Raw genomic sequence first — 23,279 nt, forward strand, 5'->3', positions numbered from 1 at the left:
TTTTGGCAAAAATTCTAAAATGCAATTCAGAACCCAAATACCCATTGCTACAGGTAGTTTTCCTATTGATTACAAATCAAATATTATTTCATTAGGCTCTTGTTTTGCCGTCAATATGGCTGAAAAACTGGACTATTTTAAGTTTGAGAATTCTTGTAACCCATTTGGGATTTTATTTCATCCATTGGCGATAGAGAAGCTAATTGAATTTGCGATTTCCAAAAAGGAATTTTCCGAATCCGATATTTTTTTTCATAATGAACAATGGCATTGTTTCGATGCTCATTCGGATTTAAGCAATACCAATGCTAATGAATTATTGAACGATTTGAATGCTATAATCAAATCACTGGAAGAACAAATCAATAAGGCAACGCATATTATTATTACTTATGGGACGGCTTGGGTTTATCGAAATGACAAAAGCAATGAAATAGTAGCTAACTGTCATAAAGTGTCTCAAAAGGAGTTTAAAAAAGAGTTGTTGTCTGTTATTGAAATAGAAAAAAGTATCGATAGAACGATTCGTTTGATTCAGTCTGTAAATCCGGAAACAAATATCATTTTTACGGTTTCGCCCGTGCGACACATCAAAGATGGAGTTGTCGAAAATCAATGGAGTAAGGCAAATCTGATTTCTGCGATACAAGAAATCGTAAATCGTAAATGGGAGATCGTAAATTATTTTCCTAGCTACGAAATCATGATGGACGAATTACGTGATTATCGTTTTTATGCAGAAGATATGTTGCATCCCAATCAAGTTGCAATCAATTATATTTGGAAACGCTTTAAAGAAACAAATATTTCTGAAAAGTCTTTCTTGACGATGGATGAAGTAGAGACGATCCAAAAAAGTCTTTCGCACAAACCGTTTAATCCTAATTCCGAAAGCCATAAAAAATTCGAAACTAAGCTGAAAGAAAAAATCAGCAAATTAGTTTCGGATTATCCATTTATAAAATTTTAAACAACCTCAGATTCTTTTTTTAAAAATCAGCGAATCTGAGGTCGTTTTTTTATTGAAAAGTTAAATTTTTTCTTTACCAAAAATTAGCTCCAATCCTCCAACAATCAAATGAGCTGTTTCTGGTCTTTTGATTTTCATTTTTTTAAGATAATCTAAAACCTTTTCCAAAAGTTCTGAATCCTTTTGATTTTTTAAAAGTTCAGTGATTTCTACGGCTAACAGCCAGTCATGAGAATGATTTGTTTGCAGTTTGTTAAAAACAAATGTTAGGGCAGTTTGGGCGCCATTAGTTTCTCTAATGTCACGAACGGTTTTGTATAATTCTTCTAGTTCTTCTCTTTCTGAAGTGTGTTTTGCCTTGATTGTTTTACTCGAAGGTACATGAGAAATCAAATCGAAACTATTTACATCGGCTGGGCCGGAAAAAGCTGAAACTACTTTCTTTCCCACCGCCATATCATAAACACCCCATTCCGGTTGAAACAAAATAGTTTCGCCATGAGTCACGGTACAGTTGTTTAGGCGAATAAGGATGATTTCTCCCTGTAAGTTTCTGGATCCGGTGATTATCTCGCCTTCAACTGTAATATTGCCTTCAAATTCAAGTTTTATACTTTTAGATTCCAGGATATCATAAGCATTTAAATCTTTCGGGCTCATGTCTTCAATGGCAAGGTTAATACCTTTTAGCTTTCCGATAGGGCTTCCAAAACCTTCTGAATGAGTTATGGTTCCATGCCCCACTAATTCTTTTTCGCGGTAAGCTAAAGCCGTTTTTCCGGAGGTCTGTATATAAACTGGTTTGCCTTCATCTTCAATTACATTAGTAAAAACACCCGAAATTTGTAATCCGGTACTCAATTCGATAGTTCCTAATGCATTAGAAGTTATTAGTTTTTTTATCCCAGATAATCCGCCCGTTCTTAAGGCCATTTTATTGGCAAATTCCTCTAAAACTAAATTTAGATAGGCAAAAGTTGGAGTAACATAAAGCTGCGGTTGTAGCTTGGTAATGTCAAAACTCTGATTGGCTGCCGATATATCGTAAGGGATTTTTGTAACATTGTCTGTCATGCACCAAGCACTTTCGCCGATAGATGAAAGCAAGCCGGCACCATATATTTTAGGATTTTCCACAGTACCTATCAGGCCGTATTCCACCGTCCACCAATGCAGGTTTCTGATTTGAGCCATTTCTGATAATTCACCCATGTTATTCTGTAAATCTTCCACCGCTTTTTCGGCAGCATCGATATCTGCTTGCGGAGTGTCCTCGGCTTCTTTCAATATAGAAAGCAGTCGGATGGCTTCGTACATTTCGTAATCTTTAGACGACGAAATGGCTTTGCAGCCTATTTCTCCAAAACGACGCAGGTATTCCGCATATTCCGGATTGGCAATAATGGGAGCATGACCGGCACCTTCGTGAATGATATCCGGCGCTGGCGTGTATTCTATATGTTCTAATTGACGAATATCTGATGCAATAACAAGTACGTTATAAGCCTGGAATTCCATGAAAGCATTAGGCGGAATAAATCCGTCAACTGCTACAGCAGCCCAGCCAATTTCGGTCAGGATACGGTTCATACCGTACATGCTGGGAATATTGTCAATTTCGATTCCTGTTTTCTTTAAACCATCCAAATAGGAATGATGTGCCACTTTTGATAGGTAATCTACATTTTTGCGCATCACATAACGCCATACCGCCTGATTAATAGGGCTGTACTCGCTATAGTCCTGAGGTTTAATAAATTGCTTCAAATGTTTAGGCAATCGCTCTAATAACGGATTAGTTTCAATAGTTGGATTCATTTCGAAAACGTTGTAGTTTAAGCCGTAAAAGTACAAATTTAAGGAGCTATTTCCCGCTTTTCATTACAAGTTTTTGCAGCGTCGTTTGTTTTTCTAAAGTTTATAAAAGAGCTTCCTTCGGTCGCTTTTTGTAAACCAGAAAAACTAAAACGGTTTTTGCAAAAAGCTTTTCATTGTAATCGGGGCTAGGGGAGTCGAATATTGGATGAGAAGTTTAAATTCATTTAAAGAAGAAATCTTATAGAAAAGGATTTTTCTTTTGTCTGAAGGATAATTAAAGCGGATGTTTTGGGTTTAAATAAAAAATCCGCAACATTACTGTTGCGGATTTTTAATGATTTGAAACTTTAGTTTTATTCTACTTCAAAAAGTAATAATTGTGTTTTCTGTTTATCGGAGAAATTGTTATCTGAAACAAAAATCAGCGATTGGTGACCGTTTGCCAGTTTTGGGCCAAAAGTTAGTCCTTCGATATTGTCAGTAAAAATCCCCAAATCGTCCATGTTCAAGATTAATTTTTTTGAAGCGACTTCGATAGATTTATTTTTTAAAGAAGCAAGGTTTTTTACGTCAGTAGCTTTCTTCAAATTGCATAAATATACTTTTATCGTGCAGGCTAGGGTTCCGGTTGAATAGGAGCGTTCCAGTACAAGTAATTGGTCTTTTTTGTAATATTGAATCGCAGCGACACCATTTACGCCAAAGGAACCTTTAGGATTGGGTTCTTTGGCAATTGCATCCAATAGGTATGCATATTGGGCCGTATTTTTTTTGGTTTTAACATCGAATTTATAGAATCGAATCAAGGCTCCTTTATCTGTGCTGGCTTTATCTGCATCTTCAAAAAGAGGTTCTTCTACGCAGGTATAAATATTTTTGTGATTTTTGTCAAATGTGATGCTTTCAAGTGTCCCATTATTTCTGGGGCCTTTGTCTTCTTTTTGCATTTCTAGATTGGAAGGCAATTTGATTTTATCTTTATAATTACCTTTTAAATCCATAAAAGTAATCGACGGATTTTGTAAAACCGTCTTGTCAGAAGTTAGTACACGTGCTCCTTCGCTGCTCCAAATTAAAGATTTGCTTTTTGGGTTGTATCGAATGTCCTCGGGATCTGCTGAGGTTTCAGGAATGCTCAACCAATTGCCGAAAGTGTTGCCTTCTTGATTTTTCAGGGTATTTGTATCTTGAAAATCGATGGCTTGTATCTGATTGTTATTCAGGTTAATCTTTGCGGTGTAGAATCGAGAAGGATCTACCTGTGATCTCTCATCGCTGATTAGGTAATAAATGTCTTGATTTTTGTCGTAATCAATACCGGAAAGTCCGCCAATTTTGGTGTTCTTGTAAGGCTGATTGAAAGGAATCTCAATTGAATTGACAAATTTTAAACGAGGTACAGTATTGGTTTCGCTTGCTTGTTTTAAATTCGAACAAGAAAGAAAAATAGGTATAGAGAGAAATCCAAAAAGAAGTTTACGCATGAGAATTGTCCTATGTTTAGTTTTAGAATGTATAATTAGTTTTGTGAATTGTTTTTTGCTGCATTTCTAAAATAATCAATCTTATAATTGAACATTTCAGCCATGTTTTTGGCGCGTAATTTTGCTTCTTCGGCAATTGGACCAATAAATAAACTGTCTACCGTTTCGCTGAAAATTTCCATCCAACGCTCAAAATGTTCTTTGGCAACCGGCAATTGTTTGTGCGGAGGGAACGGACTTCCGGAATAACTATGTACTTCGAGCAAAATAGTTTGCCAAAAACGGTACATTTTTTCTAAATGTTCGGGCCATTGGTGGCCTATTTTTTCATTAAATATTGGACCGATAAACTCGTCTTTCTGAACTTTTGCATAGAAGGTGTCAACAAGTAATTTGATGTCTTCTAAGGTTTTTATGTCTGTAAGGGTTGTCATAATTGGGTATAAAAAAGCCTACGCAAAGGTAGGCCATAAATTGGGAAAGGGAAATTGTTTTATCCAATTAATTGAGTGAATAAATCCTGTTTTTCGTTGAGGTATTTAAATTCGAATCCTTTATGTGTCATTTTATTTTTGATAGCCATAATATCATTCTTGTTTTTTAGTTCTAGTCCTACAACGGCTGGACCTACCTCTCGGCTGTTCTTTTTTGTGAATTGGAAATAAGTAATGTCATCATCTGGACCAAGAATTTCATTTACAAATTCCTTTAAAGCGCCTGGGCGTTGGGGAAATTGAATCATGAAATAATGCATGAGTCCTTCGTACAATAAAGAACGTTCCTTTATTTCGGCAGTTCTTTCGATGTCGTTATTGCTTCCGCTTACGATGCAAACTACGTTTTTTCCTTTTATTTGGTCTTTGTAAAAATCCAGAGCGGCAATGGTTAATGCGCCGGCTGGTTCTACAACCATGGCTTCTTCATTGTATAAGCGCAAAATGGTGGTGCAAACTTTTCCCTCCGGAACCAAAACGATATCGTCTAAGTTTTTTTGGCATATTTCAAAAGTTAGGTTACCTACGTGTTTTACAGCGGCGCCGTCTACAAATTTGTCAATGGTTTCCAAAGGGGTGTTCACGCCGTTAGCGATAGATGTTTTCATAGAAGATGCGCCTTCTGGTTCAACTCCGATGATTTTGGTATTAGGACTCAATTCCTTGAATATTTCCGAAAGTCCTGCCGCTAATCCGCCTCCGCCAATAGGGACAAACACAAAGTCTATGGGTTCTTTGAAAGATTCTAAAATTTCCAATGCTATTGTTCCTTGTCCCGCAATTACTTTTAAATCATCAAAAGGATGAACGAATGTGATGTTGTTTTTTGTCGCATCTTGCGCCGCTTTTGCGTAAGCATCGTCAAAAGTGTCTCCTGTAAGTACAATTTCAACAAAGGACTTTCCAAATAATTGTACTTGTTTTACCTTTTGTTTCGGTGTCGTTTTTGGCATGTAAATTTTGCCTTTTATTTTTAGTAGATTACAAGAATAGGCAACTCCTTGTGCGTGATTTCCGGCACTAGCACATACTACTCCTTGAGCTTTTTCTTCTTCCGTTAGTGTGCTTATTTTATTGTAAGCGCCTCTTATTTTATAGGAACGAACGATTTGCAGGTCTTCTCTTTTTAATAAAATATTTGATTTAAATTCTTCTGAAAGATTTAGGTTCTGAGTTAATGGTGTTGGAGAGACAACCCCATCCAGTTGTTTTTTTGCTGCTACTACTTGTTTGAATATAGTCATGATTGGTATTTTGTTTTTTAAACATAAAAAAACCCCCCGATGTGGGAGGTTTGATAAATGTATTTGTTTTACTAATTTATATAACACTCCGCCATTATTGTTGAATAATAATGATAATAATAGCAGTGATAATGTTAATTAAATTTTTCATTGTTTTTTGTTTGAAACGCAAATGTATCGATTATTTGATTAGATTGAATAAAAAAATATTATTTTTTTGCGTTTGAAGGAGGGAATTGCTCTAGAATTTTTGCAACAAACTCATTGATCTGTTTCTCTTTTTTAGAATGGTCTTCTGTTAGATAGCCCACGGCCTGACCTTCCCAAACAAGTTCTTTTTTTCTAGCATCAATTAAATCAATGTAAAGAGTTCCTTCGGTAGATGTTGAAACATAGGTGCGTCCTCCCCATAAATAAGGATTCCAGCCCCAACCCCAGCCATATCCCCAGCCAGTGTTGTATTGGTTTACATCTACACGTTCTCTTTCCTTAGTTAGAATGTTTATAAGCAAATCCGGGTTTTCGCTTTTTGTCATTCCTTTTCTGCTTAGTTCATTGTCTATGGCATGAAGAATTCTTTTTTTGTCCAATTCTGAAATTTGAAGTCTGTCAATACCTCTTTTATGGAAGGCATAGGTTCTGTATTGGTTAAAATCTGCATTTTTATCATAATCAGAATATACTCTTACGGAGCTGCAAGATGTAATAATAAAAAGCAACAATATCGGAAGAAATTTAATTGTTTTCATGGTTTAATTATTTAAAATTCAAATGTTTATTAAAGATACGGTCAAATTTTTAAAAATCCAATAAATTATCTGCAACTATATTGGGTAGGGTAACTTTCAGTAAAGGTTGTGTTTCCATGGCTCTTTTTATAGCAAAAACGGCTCCTTCATTTCGTGCCCAACTTCTTCTGGAAATCCCATTGTTAACATCCCAAAAAAGCATGGATTCTAAACGTCTCGATGCTTCTTTTGAACCATCAAGAACCATACCGAATCCTCCGTTTATTACTTCGCCCCAGCCAACACCTCCGCCATTGTGAATGGATACCCAAGTAGCTCCACGGAAGCTGTCTCCAATAACGTTTTGGATTGCCATATCTGCCGTAAAACGAGATCCGTCGTAAATATTAGATGTTTCTCTGTATGGAGAGTCTGTTCCAGAAACATCATGATGATCTCTACCCAAAACTACCGTTCCAATTTCGCCTTTGGCAATAGCCTGATTAAAAGCTTCGGCAATTTTTACCCTACCTTCAGCATCGGCATATAAAATCCGAGCTTGAGAACCTACAACCAATTTGTTTTCCTGTGCGCCTTTGATCCACTGAATATTATCCTGCATTTGTTGTTGAATTTCAACAGGTGCCGTTTTTGCCATTTCTTCCAAAATTTGACAGGCAATTGCATCCGTTTTTTGCAGGTCTTCCGGTTTCCCTGAGGCACAAACCCAACGGAAAGGCCCAAAACCATAATCGAAACACATAGGTCCCATGATATCCTGCACGTAACTTGGATATTTAAAGTCAATTCCGTTTTCGGCCATGATATCGGCACCGGCGCGGGAAGCTTCTAATAAGAAAGCGTTTCCGTAATCAAAGAAATAGGTTTCCTTTGCGGTGTGTTTGTTGATAGCGGCGGTATGCCTGCGCAATGTTTCTTGTACTTTTTCTTTGAATAAATCCGGATTGTTGGCCATCATTTCGTTGGCCTCTTCAAAAGATATTCCGGCTGGGTAATAGCCACCAGCCCACGGATTGTGTAGAGAAGTCTGGTCTGAACCCAGATCGATTTGGATATTTTCCTGATCAAATTTTTCCCAAACATCCACCACATTTCCTAAGTACCCGATAGAAACGGTTTCTTTATTGGCTTTCGCCAAAGCAACTCTTTTTACCAATTCGTCAATATCTTCGATGACTTCGTTTATCCAACCTTGACTATGACGAATATGGGTGATTTTTGCATTTACCTCGGCGCAAACGGTGATGCAGCCCGCAATATTTCCCGCTTTGGGTTGCGCACCGCTCATACCGCCCAATCCTGAGGTCACGAATAAATTGCCTGCAGGACTGCGTTTTATTTTACGAAAACCATTCAAAACAGTGATTGTGGTTCCGTGAACGATTCCTTGCGGACCGATATACATATAACTTCCGGCCGTCATTTGTCCGTATTGAGAAACGCCCAAAGCATTCATTTTCTCCCAATCATCCGGTTTGGAATAATTTGGGATGACCATTCCGTTGGTTACAACAACTCTTGGAGCTTCTTTGTGTGATGGGAATAATCCCATCGGATGACCGGAATACATGGTCAATGTTTGCTCATCGGTCATTTCCGATAAGTATTGCATCGTCAATAAATATTGTGCCCAGTTTTGGAAAACCGCTCCGTTTCCGCCATAGGTAATCAATTCATGCGGATGTTGCGCCACGGCATAATCTAGATTGTTCTGGATCATTAGCATTATCGCTTTTGCTTGTTCGGATTTTCCGGGATATTCATTAATTGGGCGTGCTCGCATTTCGTAATCCGGACGTAAACGGTACATATAAATACGGCCATAAGTTTCTAATTCTTGCAGGAATTCCGGAATTAATTCGGTATGATGTTTTGGCTCAAAATAACGAAGCGCATTGCGAAGCGCCAGTTTTTTTTCGTCAGCCGATAATATTTCTTTACGTTTTGGGGCGTGGTTGATGTTGGCCTCATACGGTTTGGGTTGAGGTAATATAGCTGGTATTCCTTGTTGAATTTGTTCTTGAAAAGTCATTTAATGTTGATTCGTTAATTGGGTTAAGTGTTGATTTGTTAGAAAAGCTTTTTAAGACAGATTATATTCTTTAAGCTCATTTAAGTTGACAAATAACTAGGGATAACGAATATCCGATCGATGGTAAGATTTGTGAATCCTTATCCTGTATTTCTGTAACCGAATATCCATTTTGGTTTTAATTAAAGACAGTTAATTTTGATTTGACTATTTTCTATTTGTTCCCGTTTTTTTGTCATATCCATAGGGACAATGGCGGCAGCCACTTTTGCAGCAATAGCCTCTTTTTAGATGGAATTTTTCCGTAAAGCATTTGTATCCTTCGGGCGTATAATAAAAATCTTCCCCTTCTATTATTTTATTTTCATTATTTTGGTCCATTCTATTTTGACGTATTCTTTATGTTTTTTTGGAATATTTGTATTTGAAAACACATTCGATTAATTGAGGTTTTTGTTTAAAAAAACGATTCTAGTTGTACAAATTTATAGATTTTATAGTGAATGTTTGCGAATGTTGCCGAATATTTAATTTGTGAGCTTGTTGAAGATTTTTGGATTCTGCAAAAATTTATCTAAAAAAAATAGGATTATACTTTAATTTTATAGCTTTATAAGCTTCGAATCGGTTTATTGTGCTTTGTTTAACTATAAATTGGCTTTACTTTCTTTAGAGTTTTATTTTATTTGTATTTTTTCTAAAATTTAAGTTTTATTCTAAAAAAAACGATGAATGTATCTAATTGTATCTAAATATTTAATTCCCAAAGGATATCGCGGATTGACAGCATTTCCTTTTGTGTTTATAAAATATCGTATGGATATTAAAAATCGGGTTTTTATAAATCACGAAAAAATTCACCTTCGTCAACAGCTGGAGATGTTGGTGTTGCCTTTTTTTTTATGGTATTTTTTGGAGTATCTTATTCGATTGGTTCAATTTAGAAACAGAGATTTAGCTTACCGAAATATCAGTTTTGAACGGGAGGCTTATGCTAAGGAGTCGGAAGCTGATTATTTAGAAAAAAGACCTTTTTTTAGGTTTCTTAAATATTTAAACTAGAATAAGCTTAGGTTTTTTTATGTATATAAAATTTACCTTTGCGCAAAAATTAGTCATTTTGAATCAAAAGTTAGTTATAGAATTTCCAAATTCGATTTCCGTGTATATCAAACGCGAGGATTTAATCCATCCTTTTGTTTCCGGAAATAAGTTTAGGAAGCTAAAATACAATTTACTGCAAGCGAAAAAGGACAATGAGAAAACGCTGCTTACCTTTGGTGGCGCTTATTCTAATCATATTGCCGCAGTAGCTTTTGCCGGAAAAGAGCAAGGATTTAAAACAATAGGAATTATTCGGGGAGATGAATTGCGAGATAAAATTTCAGAAAACCCAACCTTGCAATTTGCCGAAAGTTGTGGGATGCAATTTGAATTTGTAAGCAGAGAAGCATACCGATTAAAAAATGAGATTTCTTTTTTAGAAAATCTGAAGCAAAAGTTTGGTTCTTTTTATCTTATTCCTGAAGGCGGAACAAATGAATTAGCGATAAAAGGCTGTGAGGAAATTTTAACCCAAGAAGATGCCGAGTTTGATTATGTGTGTTGTGCAGTGGGAACCGCTGGAACAATTTCGGGAATTGTACGCAGCGCTTTGCCACATCAAAAAGTTTTGGGATTTCCTGCCTTAAAAGGGGATTTTTTAAATGATGAAATTCGTATTTTTGTCCAAAATGAAAATTGGGAGCTAATAAATGCGTATCATTTTGGAGGTTACGGCAAAGTAAATCAAGACTTAATTGCGTTTATTAACCGTTTTTATGCTGTAAATCAGATTCCTTTAGATCCTATTTATACTGGAAAGATGGTTTTTGGCGTTATGGATTTAATACAAAAAGACTATTTTAGCCCCCATTCGAAGATTTTATTAATTCACACCGGTGGAATTCAAGGAATTCAAGGAATGAATTTGAAACTAAAAAATAAACAATTACCAATAATAGATATTTATGTTTAAAAAAATACTGCTGCTGCTCGTAATTCTGACCATATTAAGTTGTAATGCCACAAAACCGGCTATTGTGACCAAGAAACCAATTCCTGGAAAAGGAAAAAAAACGGTGACTCATAACACCAAAAATAAAACAAAAGCTCCCGTAAGAGAAACAACCACACGTACCTCTAATAAAAGTCAAGACGAAGTGATTGTATCTAGTTCAAGAACTACAGTTACTAACGATGTAATTGGGGATTATATCTTTCAATACAAAGATATCGCTATGGGTAACATGAAAAAATATGGTATTCCGGCAAGTATAATTTTAGCGCAGGGAATATTAGAATCGGGAGCAGGAAGAGGAGATTTAGCTAAAAATGCCAACAATCATTTTGGAATAAAGTGTCATACAGGTTGGGTTGGTGATAGCGTAAAACATGATGATGATGCTAGTCAGGAATGTTTTAGAAAATACAATAATCCAGCGGAATCTTTTGACGATCACGCTTTATTTTTGACAGGAAGAAGCAGGTATGCAAGTTTGTTTTCTTTATCAAAAGAAGATTATAAGGCATGGGCAACGGGATTAAGAAAAGCGGGTTATGCCACTGATCCTAAATATCCGGAAAAATTAATATCCTATATAGAACGCTATGGTTTAGATCAATATGACAACCAGGCCTTAGGAAAGAAATACATACAGCGAGAAGAACAAACTATCAAAATAGCAAGTGTTGATAATAGAAACGGCTCTTTTTATGAAGTTCAAAAAGGAGATACTTTGTATTCTATTTCAAAAAAGTTTAATTTGTTAGTGGATGATCTGAAAAATAAAAACAGTCTTAATGATAATACACTGTCAATAGGACAAAGGCTTATTGTCAATTAAAATAGACTTAAAGAATAATATAAAGTACAAATCATAAATTAAGATGATATATAAAAGAAGCAGTCAGCTTTTTGCTGAAGCAGAAAAAGTAATTCCTGGAGGAGTAAATTCGCCAGTACGAGCATTCAAAGCAGTAGGAGGAACTCCAATTTTCGTTAAAAGTGCCAAAGGCGCTTATTTGTATGATGAAGACGGAAATCGTTTAATAGATTATATCAATTCATGGGGCCCAATGATTTTAGGCCATGCTTTTGAGCCGGTTGTAGAAGCCGTAATTGAGAAGGCGAAACTGGGAACTTCATTCGGAATGCCAACGGAATTAGAAACTCAAATTGCAGCTTTGGCTGTATCTATGGTTCCGAATATTGATAAAATAAGATTCGTGAATTCAGGTACCGAGGCTTGTATGAGTGCCGTTCGTTTGGCTCGTGGATTTACAAAAAGAGATAAAATAATAAAATTTGCAGGTTGCTATCACGGACATTCGGATTCTTTTTTGATTCAGGCGGGAAGTGGAGCGATTACTTTTGGATCACCAAACAGCCCGGGAGTGACCGAAGGAACGGCTAAGGATACTTTGTTGGCACAATACAATGATTTAGGAAATGTAAAAACATTAATCGAAGCCAATACGAACGAGATTGCTGCTATTATCGTAGAGCCTGTAGCTGGAAATATGGGTTGTGTTCCACCAAAAGAAGGTTTTTTGGAAGGTTTGCGTCAACTTTGTACCGATAATGGAATATTGTTAATCTTTGATGAGGTTATGACTGGTTTCCGTTTGGCAAGAGGTGGAGTTCAAGAATTATTTAACATCAATGCTGATATTGTTTGTTTCGGAAAAGTAATTGGTGGTGGATTGCCGGTTGGTGCTTTTGCAGCTCGCGAAGAAATTATGAATTATTTGGCTCCGCTTGGACCTGTTTATCAGGCAGGAACTTTATCAGGAAATCCATTGGCTATGGCTGCTGGATTAGCCATGTTACAAAGCTTGGATAATGACCGTGCTATTTTTCAAAGACTGGAAGAAAAAACGGCTTATCTGCATGCGGGTATCGATAGGGTTTTAAAAGCAAATAAGATTGTTTATACTATCAATAGAGTTGGATCTATGATTTCGGTTCATTTTGATGCCAATCCTGTGGTTGATTTTCAATCGGCTGCAAAAGGAGATAACGAAAGCTTTAAGAAGTTCTTTCACGGATTGTTAGACGAAGGAGTTTATATCGCGCCTTCGGCTTATGAAACCTGGTTTATCACCGATGCGCTTTCTTATGATGATTTAGATTTTACGATAAAAGCCATTGATAAAGTCTCGAAAATATTATAATGTTTTTATAAACTAAAAAAAGCTTCGGATATTTTCCGAAGCTTTTTTTTTAATTTTCCATGTCATCTTTCGTTCTATCATCCATTCTTTCTCTCATTCGGTTTCCAGCTCTTTCTCTCATTTTTTCTTGGTTGCTTTTCCATTTTTCTAATTGTTCCGGAGTCAAAATTGCTTTCATTTTATCATCCATTACTTTTCTTTCGTCCTGCATCTTGTTTTTTGATGCTTCGCGTTTTTCTTTCATTTCTTCTTTTGTAGCTTCTCTTTTCTCCATAAGCTTTTCTCTTTTTGCTCCTTGTTCGGCTAGAAGTTGCTTCATTTGTTCCTGCTGTTTTTCATTAAGACCTAATTCAGAAGTCATTCTCTTTAGTTGTCTTTCCTGACGTTGTTCCGGAGTCATTTTCTCCATTTCGGTTCTTTTTGGTCTTTCTTTTTGGTCTTGTGCCGAAGCGGTCATTCCAACAATCAGTAATGCCGCGATAATTAATTTTTTCATTATTTGTGGTTTTAAAGTGATGACTATAAGACATAAATGTTTTAAAAGGGTTTAATCGTTAGTGAAAAAAAAATATTTACTCCTATCAACAGATAAAATAGCATGATAATTATCAGGTTTTAAACGGTTTGATTTATCGAAATTTGTAAACTATTTGAATAAAAATAATTTACGATGACAACAACTAAACCGTTACATACTTTTCACATTCCTGTAATGGGATTGGCATACACTATTGATAGTCCTATTCGAGTGGCTAAGTATGGTATATCCTCTGTGATTTCGATTATAGATGATGATCTTATTGAAAAGATGAATGCTTTTTACAGCGCTAAATTTAATTTACCCTATCAGGAAATTACGCAGAAGATACACGATTATCGTGCGGAACGCGTGACCTCTTATTTGAACTTGGTTGATAAAATTGTTAAAGATAAATTCGAGAGTTTCAAAAACGAATTAGCTGAAAGCAAATTGGCATTAGAGAATTATATTGCCATGTTGCCAAACAAATCCGAGATCAAGCAAGGCTTGCAAAACTTGATGGAAGAAGGCAAGGAAGCAGTTATGAATTATCTAGATTCTAATCTGACTCCGGGTGAAATCGATGTGAATATCATGACCAAAGTAGATAAGGACAATTTCATTAAGGGCGAGCAATTGCCTATTGAATTTAATGATGCGCACGCTTCACTTCGTGGTTTTGCTAACAGTACACTGACTTCTTCGGTGGTGCTTTCTGCGGGGATGAATCCAAGATTATACAGCTATTTTGAAAATTTTGATGTTTTTTTTCCGGATGAAAATAACCAACTGAATAAGAAAATTATCCTTAAAGTAAGTGATTTTAGATCGGCGATGATACAGGGGAATTTCTTGGCCAAAAAAGGACTTTGGGTTTCGGAATACCGCATTGAATCCGGTTTGAATTGTGGAGGACACGCTTTTGCTACCGATGGTTATTTATTAGGGCCTATTTTGGAAGAGTTTAAAGAGAAAAAGGAGCAATTAATTCAATCGGCTCACGATTTGATGGTTAAATCGTTAGCTCAAAAAGGGAAATACATTCCTGAAAATCCTTTAGAACTTAAAATTACCGTTCAGGGTGGAGTTGGAACTTCAGAAGAACATGATTTTTTATTAGATCATTATAAAGTGGATTCTGTGGGTTGGGGTTCTCCTTTTTTATTGGTTCCCGAGGCGACTTCTGTTGATGAACATACTCGAGAATTATTGGCGAAAGCCAAAGAAGAAGATCTGTATCTGAGCCCTATTTCTCCTTTGGGAATTCCTTTTAATACCTTGAGAGGTACGACAAACGAAAAACTTAAGCAAAAAAGGATTCAGGAAAATAAAGCTGGAAGTTCTTGTCCTAAAAAGTTTTTGGCGTTAAGCAAAGAATTTGGAGCACAAGGAATTTGTACGGCTTCAAAAAAATATCAGGACATCAAGTTGGAGGAATTGGAGGCAAATAAAGAAAATATGTCTGCTGTCATTTATCAAAATGCCAAAAATAAAATTACCGATAAATCCTGTCTTTGTGTAGGTTTAGCGAATGCTTCTTATTTAGAAAATAATATGAAAATAAAAGGGCAGGCGCAAGGCGTTGTTATATGTCCTGGGCCCAATATGGCTTATTTTGATCATGAAGTTTCTCTGTCTAAAATGGTGCAGCATATTTACGGGAATACTTCGGTATTGACCGCTACAAATCGTCCGAATATGTTTGTGAAGGAATTGAAAATGTATATTGATTATTTAAAGAATGAAATCACAACGGTTTCTGTCGAGATTACTGCAGGTCAAATTAAAAAATGGAATTTGTTTAAAGGTAATTTATTAGAAGGAATTAGTTATTATCAAAATTTGTTTGTTTCAACGAGTTCTTCTTTGGCTGATAATGCCAAGATGCAATATTTATTGCATTTCTATAAGGAGGAATTGATTGAAGTTAAAATTCCTGAATTGGAATTAGCATAAGTAGTTAATCGGATTGAGAATTTCAAGCCGTTTTAACTATTTTATTAACTTGTTGTTTGCCTAAAAAAAAAGGAACTCGTTTGAGTTCCTTTTTTTGAATATAATTATAGTGAGATTATTCTTTTAATCTGCATGCTTTGCTTTCGCCAACAACAACTACTTCTGTCATTCCTAAAGAAGAAAGGTTTTTCATTGCTTTGTCCCATTTCTTGCCGCTCAATTCTGATTTGGTTTTAAGTAAACCAAATTCCATTTGATTATCGTTGGTTTGTAATAAGGCAACAATTAATTTCTCGTCGTCTTCTAGCTCAACTTGAACCTGTTTTTTCTCTGGTCTCATTTGCGGGAATAACAACACTTCTTGGATAGAAGGATTATTTGTTAAAAACATCATCAAACGATCCATTCCTATTCCTAAACCAGATGTTGGAGGCATTCCATACTCTAATGCTCTCAAGAAGTCCTCATCGATAATTCCGTTGGCTTCATCATCTCCTTTTGCAGCTAAACGCATTTGGTCCTCAAAACGCTCTCTTTGGTCAATTGGGTCGTTTAATTCAGAGTAAGCGTTGGCTACTTCTTTACCACAAACCATTAATTCAAAACGTTCTGTCAATTCTGGATTGTCACGGTGTTCTTTACACAAAGGCGACATTTCTTTAGGATAATCTGTGATGAATGTTGGTTGAATGTAGTTCCCTTCGCATTTAGCGCCAAAAATCTCATCAATTAATTTTCCTTTACCCATTGTGTTATCCACGTCAATTCCCATTCCTTTTGCCGCTTCAAAAAGTTCAGCTTCGTTTTTACCCGAAATATCAAAACCAGTAAAATGTTTGATCGAATCGGTCATTGTCACACGGGCATAAGGCGCTTTGAAACTAATTTGGTGTTCACCAAAAGTAGCTTCACTAGTACCGTTCACGCCAATAGCGCAATGCTCTAACAAAGATTCTGTAAATTCCATCATCCAGTTGTAGTCTTTGTATGCTACATATATTTCCATCGCGGTAAATTCGGGGTTGTGCGTTCTGTCCATTCCTTCGTTACGGAAATTTTTAGAAAACTCATAAACACCGTCAAAACCACCTACGATTAATCTTTTTAAATACAATTCATTCGCAATACGCATGTATAACGGAATGTCAAGCGAGTTGTGGTGCGTGATAAACGGACGCGCTGCAGCTCCACCAGGAATCGCTTGTAAAACAGGAGTTTCTACCTCTAGATATCCAGCATCATTGAAGAAACCACGCATTGCAGTAAATAACTTTGTACGCTTGATGAAAGTTTCTTTCACATGTTGATTTACTGTTAAATCCACATAACGCATTCTGTAACGCAATTCCGCATCGTTGAAAGCATCGTGAACTTTTCCGTCTTCATCCACTTTTGGTAAAGGAAGCGGACGTAACGTTTTACTCAAAAAAGTAAATCCATCCACACGGATACATTGTGCACCAACTTTAGTAGTGAATAATTCTCCTTCGATACCAATAAAATCACCCAAGTCAGTTAATTTCTTGAAAACCTGATTGTACAACGTTTTATCATCGCCTTCACACAAAACATCGCGGTTTACGTACAATTGAATACGTCCTTCGCTATCTTGCAATTCGGCAAAACAAGCTTTTCCTTGATCTCTTACACTCATCAAACGACCAGCAACAATCACCTTCTTACTTTCTTCAAAAGTTTCCTTTATCTGTTTCGAAGTATGATTTACAGGAAAAAGATTGGCTGGATAAGGATTGATTCCTAGGTTGCGTAAGGCTTGAAGTTTTTCTCTTCGGATGATTTCTTGTTCGGATAGTGCCATTATGTTCTGATTTTTAAGATGGCAAAGATAAAGTTTTTGTTTTTAAGTATAAAGTTTAATGTTAAAGGTTTTTTGGAGTATGATTTCTCAAAAAAAATACAGATTGGACAGCTGAAAAGTTTTGTCTAATCTGTACTTTATAGTGTTGAAAAGCTGCTTTAAAGTAAAAACTACATTTTTTATTTTTGCTCAGCTATTGTGGATTTATTAAGTTTTATTATTCTGATTTTTTGGTTTGTATTATCTGCCAAAAAAAGTCTGTCATTGAGCTGTGCGGTACTGACAATGGTTCCGAAAGAATTTTCACCCATAATATCAGAAACGTTTATTCTTGGATTGTAGGTTTTGTTAATAAATTCATCTTTGGGATAAAGACGTAGGTAATTTGAATTCTCAATGTTTTCCGAAGTGATAGTCCAATCTGTACTAAAAGTTATAGCAAGAGGTTTGGCATCTGCAAAGGGTGACGTTGTTGGAATTATAGGTGTTGTAAGCGAATTTGTGGCATTGGCACGGATGTCTGCAATATTGTAATACAGATATCCTTTTGCATTTCTTCCGGCTACAACTAAATTTCCAGATGCGACATCCATTGAATAGATTTCGTCAAAACCTTGTAAGCTGTTTAATTTGGCTATAGGAGTTAAATTCCAATTACTAGTATCTGTGATTTGTGATGTTTCAAATACTTTAATGGTGGTTTGTTTTTCTTTGACAAATACCAGTCCGTCTTTTACAACAACTCCAAATACGTGAACAAATGTATTCCACCATTGTCCGTTTCCAACGGTGTTAATTCCAATGTTTGTGTTTTCGTCAATTACAAAAAGCCTTGAGTCAACACTTCCTAGATAAATTCGACCATTATCAACACTTACAGAAGAAAGTTTAGTTAGTGGAATTGTCGTGGTTCCCTTGGTGTAAGTTGTAATTGTCTTTATGTAAGCCAGAGTCTGAGCATTAAAAACCTCGAGTACATCACCATTACAAATGTACAATTTGTCGTTTGAGATGGCTATTCCTTTTGGGTTTAGCTTTCCGGTTCCATCTCCAATTTGACTTGCTGTGATTGTTGCTTCATCAGTAAGATAATAATAATTATAATTTGTTGGGGTATTTGTTTCGTAAGAATCCTTGCTGCAATTTGTAAATATGCAAAGCATTAGTATATAAAAAACTATTTTGTTCATTTTGGTTTGATTTCTTAATTCCATTTTCCTGTTTCTTTGTATTTTAATAAGAATGGATTCTTGGCATTGATTGTAAAAACGGGTTTCTTGTAAGTGGCTGTCAGATAATTTGTTTTAGACCAAGTTTTCAATATATCTGGATTTGTAAACGGCAGGTCGTTCAAATGGATTAAATATTGATAAAAACTAGCAAACATTTCTTGCTGGCCGCCACCTTCGCCGCTATTGGCTAAATTGCTACTGTGGCTAAAGCCTATATGATGTGAATATTCGTGTGACCAAACTGACATTCCTCCTGTCCAATGTCCCGTTACATAGCCAGATTCCCATTGCGAAGCTAAAGGCCCACCTCCTAAGGCCGCCTCTCCGCCTACCATTGCCATATATAAATTTCTTCCGTCTAGGTAATTCCAATAAATTTTTTCTATTTCGGCTTTAGTATAATAATCGTAAATCCCATTGGCATCTTCGGCATTACCGTGCCAATCGAGTGCGCCTACCACAGCTGTTCCTGCTTTAGCAGCTTGTTCCTGTTTGTAGCGATCAAAATGAATAAAAGTATCATAATATATGGGGTGGCTTAAGGCATAAGAATAATTGAGGATCATTGTGATCGCTTCTTTTGCTAAAACAGGGTTCATTGGTAAGAATTTACCAAGTTCTGCCAGATGATATCCATCGTGGAATTGAACCAAATGTGAAGATTTTATTTTTTTGAATTTGGCAAATAAAGGATCGTTTGATTCTACTGAAAATTCGATTGCGCCAGATGAAAAACCTTGAATTTTGTCAATTGTAACTGTATTGCCTGTTTCTAATAAATAGTCGTTTTTTCCGGCTACCAAAGGAATTTGGTGAGAGGAACGATGAAAAGCCGGGATTTCTGTAAAATGATAGATTACAAATCGTTTGTTATAATTGGGCAGCTTAGCGTAGATTTTTACATCGCTAAGACCAACGGGAGAATAGAGTGATATTTGAATTGAATCTTTCCCTTCTTGAATAATCTGTAACGGCTGATTTACCCTAAACCATCGATCTTTTTTGTCGTACATTTTTGATGGACTTTCGGAGTCTTCAAACATAGTAATCGGTCGATTTTCCAAAGGTAAATTTGTTGCATCAATGCTTGATAAATAATTAGGCTTGTAGCTTGTGTATTTGGTTTCGTTGTCACAGCTTATTAGGACTAGAAAATTGGTAAGTAGTAGATTGATAAAGAGCCATTTTTTTGTTTTTTGGTGCATTTAGTTAGTTTAAATTGTTTTTAAAAGCTTTGGGGGCATTGTGTTTTTTAATTTACAAGGTGTAAATGTCCCCACTTCTTTTTTAAACAAAAAATTGTTTTTCATATTTATAAAGTTTTTAGTACAAGTTAGAGTAGGTGATGTTTATATGATTTAGCTGATTTTTGTTTTTGTAGTTAATAATTTAATCGGTTTTCGATCTTGTTTTTTTTATTTTATCTTCTCCGTTTATCAGATTTTTTCTGATTTACCTTGGTTTTTGAATGTGACTAGAAGTAAATCAAAGTGCCAATTTCAATACCGTTATTGTAGCTTTTTTGTGATCCAAAACCAATGCTAGGATGAATGTATGTATTAAAACGAGGAGAGATTTTGTATCCATACTCTATTGCGAAAATGTTTCGATAGCCTTTGAGCTCAAAACTATAACGGATAGTGGCATCTGCGCCAATCCAATTTTTTTTAAAAGAATAATAAATGACATTTTCAAAAAGGATTGTATTTACGGGGGGGCTGGCTTGTTGTCCTGCAAAGCTAAATTGATGCTCTAAGGTCGTAATAGAAAACCATTTTTTTTTGCTATCCCAATAGTGTCCCAAAAATCCCGAGGCGATAAAAACCCATTTTCCACCGCCAAAGGCGCTTTCGGTCGCTGTTGGAATAATGATTTTTCCCCTAATTGCGTAACCTATTTTATCATTCAATTTCGGAATATAGGCTATGGAGAAATCAATGTCGCCAATTCCGGTTTGGTTTCCTAAGTTTGAAACATTTGAGGTGACTATAGGTAAATCAAGTCTGAAATTCAGAGCTTTGTTTCCAAATGGATAAAGAAGTCGGAAGTTTGTGGTGTTGAAAAAGCCAGCGTTGGTATTCAGGTATTCATTGTAAGTAATGAGTGTTCTTTTGTAAAAATTAAACCGAGGTTCTGTCAGCATATTTTGAGAAGCTGTTTCTTGCGCATTCATTCGAGTTGCCAAAAAAAGAAGTACAAAGGCAAAAAAAACAGTTGCTTTCATGAGTTCTGCTATTATATTTATTCGGCTCGAAAAAGAATAATAATGACTTGAAAGGCAGAATAAAGGTAATTAAAAAACTTGAAAAAAATGCTGTTGTTTAATCGGTTTTTAAAAGCTAATGATTAGTTTTTTTATTCTGTTTTCGTTTTTTAGGTAAAATGACGGATTGAAAAGTTAATGGTTTTAAATATCAGAATTTAATTATATTTGATGATAATGTATTCCATAAAATAGTTGCTAGATGAAACGATATTTTTTCCTGATTTTAATACTAATGCTTACAGCTTGCCAAGTCATCGAAACCATTTATATTCAGCCAGATGGAAGCGGAACCATAGAAATTGTAGAACATAGAGATGAAAATAGTTATATGCAATTGACGGGTGAACATTATGGCAAGGAAACTATTTTTAAGGATACAACTTATATTTTTAAGGATTATATAAATAAGTATAATGCTAATTTTATAAGATATACTAAGTCAGAGCAAGAGCTGTTTAGTGCTTATGAAAATACAAAGGTTCATATTAAAAAAAGTGCTTTCGAAAAAGAGTTCCGGACTACAATTTCTCAAACTTTTAAAAAAATTGAGACTGTTCCTGATTTGTATAAAACAAAGAATTATGCCGATGATATTAAATTTAATTACGCTTTAACTGCCGAGGAACATTATTATAAGGTGAGCTATACTTTTGACGGGAGTTTGTTTAAAAGATCTGTTAAGATTACAGATGCTATTTTATTAAAAAAGGAATTCGATGAAATTGAAGATCTAAAAAAACGATTTTCTAAATTTCAATTGGTTCAAATCTATGTATTGAATTATAATTTCCCTCGAAAAATAAAGTCGGTCTCTAAAGCTAATGCGAAAATTAGTGAAGATCGTAAATCCTTGAAATTAGAGTTTCTGTTAACGGATTGCTTACAAAATCCGGAAATCACGAGTCTCGAAGTGGTTTTGGATGATGATCTTTAGTTGACTTTTTGTATTTATAACTTTAAGTCAATAAAAACCTTTGTAACTTTGCGTTTCAAAGAAATAAAATGAACAAGATAGTCCAACTTCAAGATTTAGGAAATAAAGATTACAAAGAAACCTGGGAATACCAAGAAGAATTATTCAAAGGAATTGTTGACTTGAAAATCAAGAATAGGAGAGAGGAGCTTGAATTATCGACGCCTAACTATTTTTTGTTTGTTGAGCATCCACACGTTTATACTTTGGGGAAAAGCGGTGATTTAAGCAATTTATTGCTATCTGAAAAACAACTCGAAGCCAAAGGTGCTACTTTTTATAAAATCAATCGTGGAGGAGATATTACCTATCACGGACCAGGACAAATAGTGGGTTATCCTATTTTAGACTTAGAAAATTTCTTTACCGATATTCATAAATATTTACGTTTGCTTGAAGAATCAATTATTCTTACTATACAAGAGTATGGTTTAGAATGTGGTCGAAGCGAAGGGGAAACAGGAGTTTGGTTGGGTGCTGGAACTCCTTTTGCTAGGAAAATTTGTGCCATGGGCGTACGGGCTTCGCGCTGGGTGACTATGCACGGATTTGCTTTAAACGTCAATGCCGACTTGGGTTATTTTGATAATATCATTCCTTGTGGTATTCGCGGTAAAGCGGTAACCTCATTAAACGTGGAGCTCGGTGTTGAAAAAGTGAATGAAGATGAAGTAAAAGAAAAAATCCTGAAACATTTCACTGAATTATTTGGTTGTGAATTTCAAACCTCAGACTTCTAAATTTTATATTTCAACTTGATTGCTGTCGAAGGACAATTCCAGTTGTTCAGGTAATAATCGGAAACTCATTCGGTGGTATTTTGTCACGCCATATTTTTTAATTGCTTCACGATGTTCTTTTGTGGGGTATCCTTTATTTTTTTTCCAATTGTACATCGGGTATTCTTCATGTATCCGATTCATATATTCATCTCGGTAGGTCTTTGCTAATACTGAGGCGGCAGCGATACTCATAAATTTTGAATCTCCTTTTACAATACTGGTACTTGGAATAGATGCCAGAATTTCAATTTCAGCATTGGTAAAAAATTTTCCGCTAGTATTTTTAATTCCTTTTTTTCTAATAAAAGGAGCATTTCCATCTACAATAATATATTTCGGTTGCGGGTTAAGTTTTAATACACATTCTTGCATTGCTTTAATCGAAGCGTTCAATATGTTAATCGAGTCAATTTCTAAAGGTTCAAGATGTGTAACCGCAAAGGTAAGAGCTTGCTGCTCGATTAATGGGCGCAATTTTTCTCGTGTTTTCTCCGACAATTGTTTACTGTCATTCAAAATTGTATTCTCGAAGTCATGGGGAAGAATAACAGCTGCTGCTGTGACCGGACCAGCAAGACAACCGCGACCGGCTTCGTCAGTTCCGGATTCTAAATGAGGTGTTGAAAAGAAAGAATTTAACATTTACATATTTTGGGTAAAAATAAAGTATTTTTTAATACGATCGATTAGTTAATGTTTATCTATAGTAATGAAATCTGAGAATG

Annotated in this window: 21 protein-coding genes; 8 read left to right on the forward strand and 13 right to left on the reverse strand. The window is 35.5% G+C overall.

Going from position 1 to position 23,279, the window contains the following annotated elements:
* Window positions 1–19: 19 nt before the first annotated feature.
* Complete coding sequence (locus ACMDB5_RS06850; RefSeq protein WP_414000263.1) at window positions 20–970, forward strand: GSCFA domain-containing protein; 951 nt, start codon at window positions 20–22, stop codon at window positions 968–970.
* A gap of 60 nt (window positions 971–1,030) precedes the next feature.
* On the opposite strand, the gene ACMDB5_RS06855 is transcribed toward ACMDB5_RS06850, so the two are convergent.
* From ACMDB5_RS06855 to ACMDB5_RS06885, 7 genes are all read right to left on the reverse strand, one after another.
* On the reverse strand, window positions 1,031–2,788 hold the full coding sequence (locus ACMDB5_RS06855; protein WP_414000264.1) for an aromatic amino acid hydroxylase: 1,758 nt from the start codon (window positions 2,786–2,788) through the stop codon (window positions 1,031–1,033).
* Between the two features lie 353 nt (window positions 2,789–3,141).
* Entirely contained in the window at window positions 3,142–4,272 is a 1,131-nt protein-coding gene (locus tag ACMDB5_RS06860) for an esterase-like activity of phytase family protein (RefSeq protein WP_414000265.1), read from the reverse strand.
* A 35-nt stretch (window positions 4,273–4,307) separates the two neighbouring features.
* Window positions 4,308–4,706 carry a group III truncated hemoglobin gene (locus ACMDB5_RS06865; protein WP_414000266.1) on the reverse strand — a complete coding sequence of 133 codons (399 nt, stop codon included), beginning with the start codon at window positions 4,704–4,706 and terminating at the stop codon, window positions 4,308–4,310.
* 59 nt (window positions 4,707–4,765) lie between these two features.
* Window positions 4,766–6,010 (reverse strand): threonine ammonia-lyase IlvA, encoded by a 1,245-nt coding sequence (gene ilvA / locus ACMDB5_RS06870; protein WP_414000267.1) that lies wholly within the window; start codon window positions 6,008–6,010, stop codon window positions 4,766–4,768.
* Between the two features lie 209 nt (window positions 6,011–6,219).
* On the reverse strand, window positions 6,220–6,759 hold the full coding sequence (locus ACMDB5_RS06875; protein WP_414000268.1) for a DUF4136 domain-containing protein: 540 nt from the start codon (window positions 6,757–6,759) through the stop codon (window positions 6,220–6,222).
* Window positions 6,760–6,808: 49 nt separating this feature from the next.
* Entirely contained in the window at window positions 6,809–8,791 is a 1,983-nt protein-coding gene (locus tag ACMDB5_RS06880; protein WP_414000269.1) for a urocanate hydratase, read from the reverse strand.
* 207 nt (window positions 8,792–8,998) lie between these two features.
* Window positions 8,999–9,172 (reverse strand): DUF5522 domain-containing protein, encoded by a 174-nt coding sequence (locus ACMDB5_RS06885; protein ID WP_414000270.1) that lies wholly within the window; start codon window positions 9,170–9,172, stop codon window positions 8,999–9,001.
* 351 nt (window positions 9,173–9,523) lie between these two features.
* Here ACMDB5_RS06885 and ACMDB5_RS06890 point away from each other — a divergent pair, with 351 nt between their 5' ends.
* The 4 genes from ACMDB5_RS06890 to hemL are packed head-to-tail and all read left to right on the forward strand — an operon-like array spanning window position 9,524 to window position 13,006.
* Entirely contained in the window at window positions 9,524–9,853 is a 330-nt protein-coding gene (locus tag ACMDB5_RS06890) for a hypothetical protein (protein WP_414000271.1), read from the forward strand.
* A 19-nt stretch (window positions 9,854–9,872) separates the two neighbouring features.
* A complete protein-coding gene (locus tag ACMDB5_RS06895) occupies window positions 9,873–10,808 on the forward strand; it encodes a 1-aminocyclopropane-1-carboxylate deaminase/D-cysteine desulfhydrase (protein ID WP_414000272.1) in 936 nt (311 codons plus the stop codon).
* Entirely contained in the window at window positions 10,801–11,676 is an 876-nt protein-coding gene (locus ACMDB5_RS06900; protein ID WP_414000273.1) for a glucosaminidase domain-containing protein, read from the forward strand. The genes ACMDB5_RS06895 and ACMDB5_RS06900 overlap by 8 nt, the downstream gene beginning before the upstream one ends.
* Before the next feature lie 43 nt (window positions 11,677–11,719).
* Entirely contained in the window at window positions 11,720–13,006 is a 1,287-nt protein-coding gene (gene hemL / locus ACMDB5_RS06905) for a glutamate-1-semialdehyde 2,1-aminomutase (RefSeq protein ID WP_414000274.1), read from the forward strand.
* Between the two features lie 49 nt (window positions 13,007–13,055).
* Here hemL and ACMDB5_RS06910 read toward each other — a convergent pair whose 3' ends face one another.
* Window positions 13,056–13,502: a hypothetical protein gene (locus ACMDB5_RS06910; protein ID WP_414000275.1), complete on the reverse strand. Its 447-nt coding sequence runs from the start codon at window positions 13,500–13,502 to the stop codon at window positions 13,056–13,058.
* Between the two features lie 174 nt (window positions 13,503–13,676).
* Between ACMDB5_RS06910 and ACMDB5_RS06915 the strand changes: the two genes are divergently transcribed.
* Window positions 13,677–15,482, forward strand: a complete 1,806-nt coding sequence (locus ACMDB5_RS06915) for a hypothetical protein (RefSeq protein WP_414000276.1) — start codon at window positions 13,677–13,679, stop codon at window positions 15,480–15,482.
* Window positions 15,483–15,597: 115 nt separating this feature from the next.
* Here the strand turns inward: ACMDB5_RS06915 and lysS are convergent, their stop codons facing one another.
* The 4 genes from lysS to ACMDB5_RS06935 form a co-directional block, all read right to left on the reverse strand.
* Window positions 15,598–17,301 (reverse strand): lysine--tRNA ligase, encoded by a 1,704-nt coding sequence (gene lysS, locus ACMDB5_RS06920; protein WP_414000277.1) that lies wholly within the window; start codon window positions 17,299–17,301, stop codon window positions 15,598–15,600.
* Window positions 17,302–17,480: 179 nt separating this feature from the next.
* Window positions 17,481–18,491: a hypothetical protein gene (locus ACMDB5_RS06925; RefSeq protein WP_414000278.1), complete on the reverse strand. Its 1,011-nt coding sequence runs from the start codon at window positions 18,489–18,491 to the stop codon at window positions 17,481–17,483.
* Window positions 18,492–18,505: 14 nt separating this feature from the next.
* On the reverse strand, window positions 18,506–19,738 hold the full coding sequence (locus ACMDB5_RS06930; RefSeq protein ID WP_414000279.1) for a hypothetical protein: 1,233 nt from the start codon (window positions 19,736–19,738) through the stop codon (window positions 18,506–18,508).
* A 269-nt stretch (window positions 19,739–20,007) separates the two neighbouring features.
* The gene (locus ACMDB5_RS06935; RefSeq protein WP_414000280.1) at window positions 20,008–20,757 is read right to left on the reverse strand and encodes a lipid A phosphoethanolamine transferase; all 750 of its coding nucleotides are present in this window, start codon (window positions 20,755–20,757) and stop codon (window positions 20,008–20,010) included.
* Window positions 20,758–20,998: 241 nt separating this feature from the next.
* On the opposite strand from ACMDB5_RS06935, the gene ACMDB5_RS06940 reads away from it, so the two are divergent.
* Window positions 20,999–21,733, forward strand: a complete 735-nt coding sequence (locus ACMDB5_RS06940) for a hypothetical protein (RefSeq protein ID WP_414000281.1) — start codon at window positions 20,999–21,001, stop codon at window positions 21,731–21,733.
* Window positions 21,734–21,801: 68 nt separating this feature from the next.
* Window positions 21,802–22,512, forward strand: coding sequence for a lipoyl(octanoyl) transferase LipB (gene lipB / locus ACMDB5_RS06945; protein ID WP_414000282.1), 711 nt, complete (start codon window positions 21,802–21,804; stop codon window positions 22,510–22,512).
* A gap of 3 nt (window positions 22,513–22,515) precedes the next feature.
* Here lipB and ACMDB5_RS06950 read toward each other — a convergent pair whose 3' ends face one another.
* A complete protein-coding gene (locus ACMDB5_RS06950) occupies window positions 22,516–23,196 on the reverse strand; it encodes a ribonuclease HII (protein WP_414000283.1) in 681 nt (226 codons plus the stop codon).
* Window positions 23,197–23,279: the final 83 nt, after the last annotated feature.

The organism is Flavobacterium sp. W1B (assembly GCF_047344965.1).
Lineage (GTDB): Bacteria > Bacteroidota > Bacteroidia > Flavobacteriales > Flavobacteriaceae > Flavobacterium.

Excerpts from the sequence above, each read along its gene's own strand:
- ACMDB5_RS06895 (WP_414000272.1), top strand. The coding sequence starts at position 9,873 with ATGTATATAAAATTTACCTTTGCGCAAAAATTAGTCATTTTGAATCAA.
- ACMDB5_RS06910 (WP_414000275.1), bottom strand. The coding sequence starts at position 13,502 with ATGAAAAAATTAATTATCGCGGCATTACTGATTGTTGGAATGACCGCT.
- hemL (WP_414000274.1), top strand. The coding sequence starts at position 11,720 with ATGATATATAAAAGAAGCAGTCAGCTTTTTGCTGAAGCAGAAAAAGTA.
- ACMDB5_RS06850 (WP_414000263.1), top strand. The coding sequence starts at position 20 with ATGCAATTCAGAACCCAAATACCCATTGCTACAGGTAGTTTTCCTATT.
- ACMDB5_RS06875 (WP_414000268.1), bottom strand. The coding sequence starts at position 6,759 with ATGAAAACAATTAAATTTCTTCCGATATTGTTGCTTTTTATTATTACA.
- ACMDB5_RS06855 (WP_414000264.1), bottom strand. The coding sequence starts at position 2,788 with ATGAATCCAACTATTGAAACTAATCCGTTATTAGAGCGATTGCCTAAA.
- ACMDB5_RS06950 (WP_414000283.1), bottom strand. The coding sequence starts at position 23,196 with ATGTTAAATTCTTTCTTTTCAACACCTCATTTAGAATCCGGAACTGAC.
- ACMDB5_RS06860 (WP_414000265.1), bottom strand. The coding sequence starts at position 4,272 with ATGCGTAAACTTCTTTTTGGATTTCTCTCTATACCTATTTTTCTTTCT.
- lipB (WP_414000282.1), top strand. The coding sequence starts at position 21,802 with ATGAACAAGATAGTCCAACTTCAAGATTTAGGAAATAAAGATTACAAA.
- ACMDB5_RS06900 (WP_414000273.1), top strand. The coding sequence starts at position 10,801 with ATGTTTAAAAAAATACTGCTGCTGCTCGTAATTCTGACCATATTAAGT.
- ACMDB5_RS06925 (WP_414000278.1), bottom strand. The coding sequence starts at position 18,491 with ATGAACAAAATAGTTTTTTATATACTAATGCTTTGCATATTTACAAAT.
- ACMDB5_RS06915 (WP_414000276.1), top strand. The coding sequence starts at position 13,677 with ATGACAACAACTAAACCGTTACATACTTTTCACATTCCTGTAATGGGA.
- ACMDB5_RS06890 (WP_414000271.1), top strand. The coding sequence starts at position 9,524 with ATGTATCTAATTGTATCTAAATATTTAATTCCCAAAGGATATCGCGGA.
- ACMDB5_RS06935 (WP_414000280.1), bottom strand. The coding sequence starts at position 20,757 with ATGAAAGCAACTGTTTTTTTTGCCTTTGTACTTCTTTTTTTGGCAACT.
- ACMDB5_RS06930 (WP_414000279.1), bottom strand. The coding sequence starts at position 19,738 with ATGCACCAAAAAACAAAAAAATGGCTCTTTATCAATCTACTACTTACC.
- ACMDB5_RS06885 (WP_414000270.1), bottom strand. The coding sequence starts at position 9,172 with ATGGACCAAAATAATGAAAATAAAATAATAGAAGGGGAAGATTTTTAT.
- ilvA (WP_414000267.1), bottom strand. The coding sequence starts at position 6,010 with ATGACTATATTCAAACAAGTAGTAGCAGCAAAAAAACAACTGGATGGG.
- ACMDB5_RS06940 (WP_414000281.1), top strand. The coding sequence starts at position 20,999 with ATGAAACGATATTTTTTCCTGATTTTAATACTAATGCTTACAGCTTGC.
- ACMDB5_RS06865 (WP_414000266.1), bottom strand. The coding sequence starts at position 4,706 with ATGACAACCCTTACAGACATAAAAACCTTAGAAGACATCAAATTACTT.
- ACMDB5_RS06880 (WP_414000269.1), bottom strand. The coding sequence starts at position 8,791 with ATGACTTTTCAAGAACAAATTCAACAAGGAATACCAGCTATATTACCT.
- lysS (WP_414000277.1), bottom strand. The coding sequence starts at position 17,301 with ATGGCACTATCCGAACAAGAAATCATCCGAAGAGAAAAACTTCAAGCC.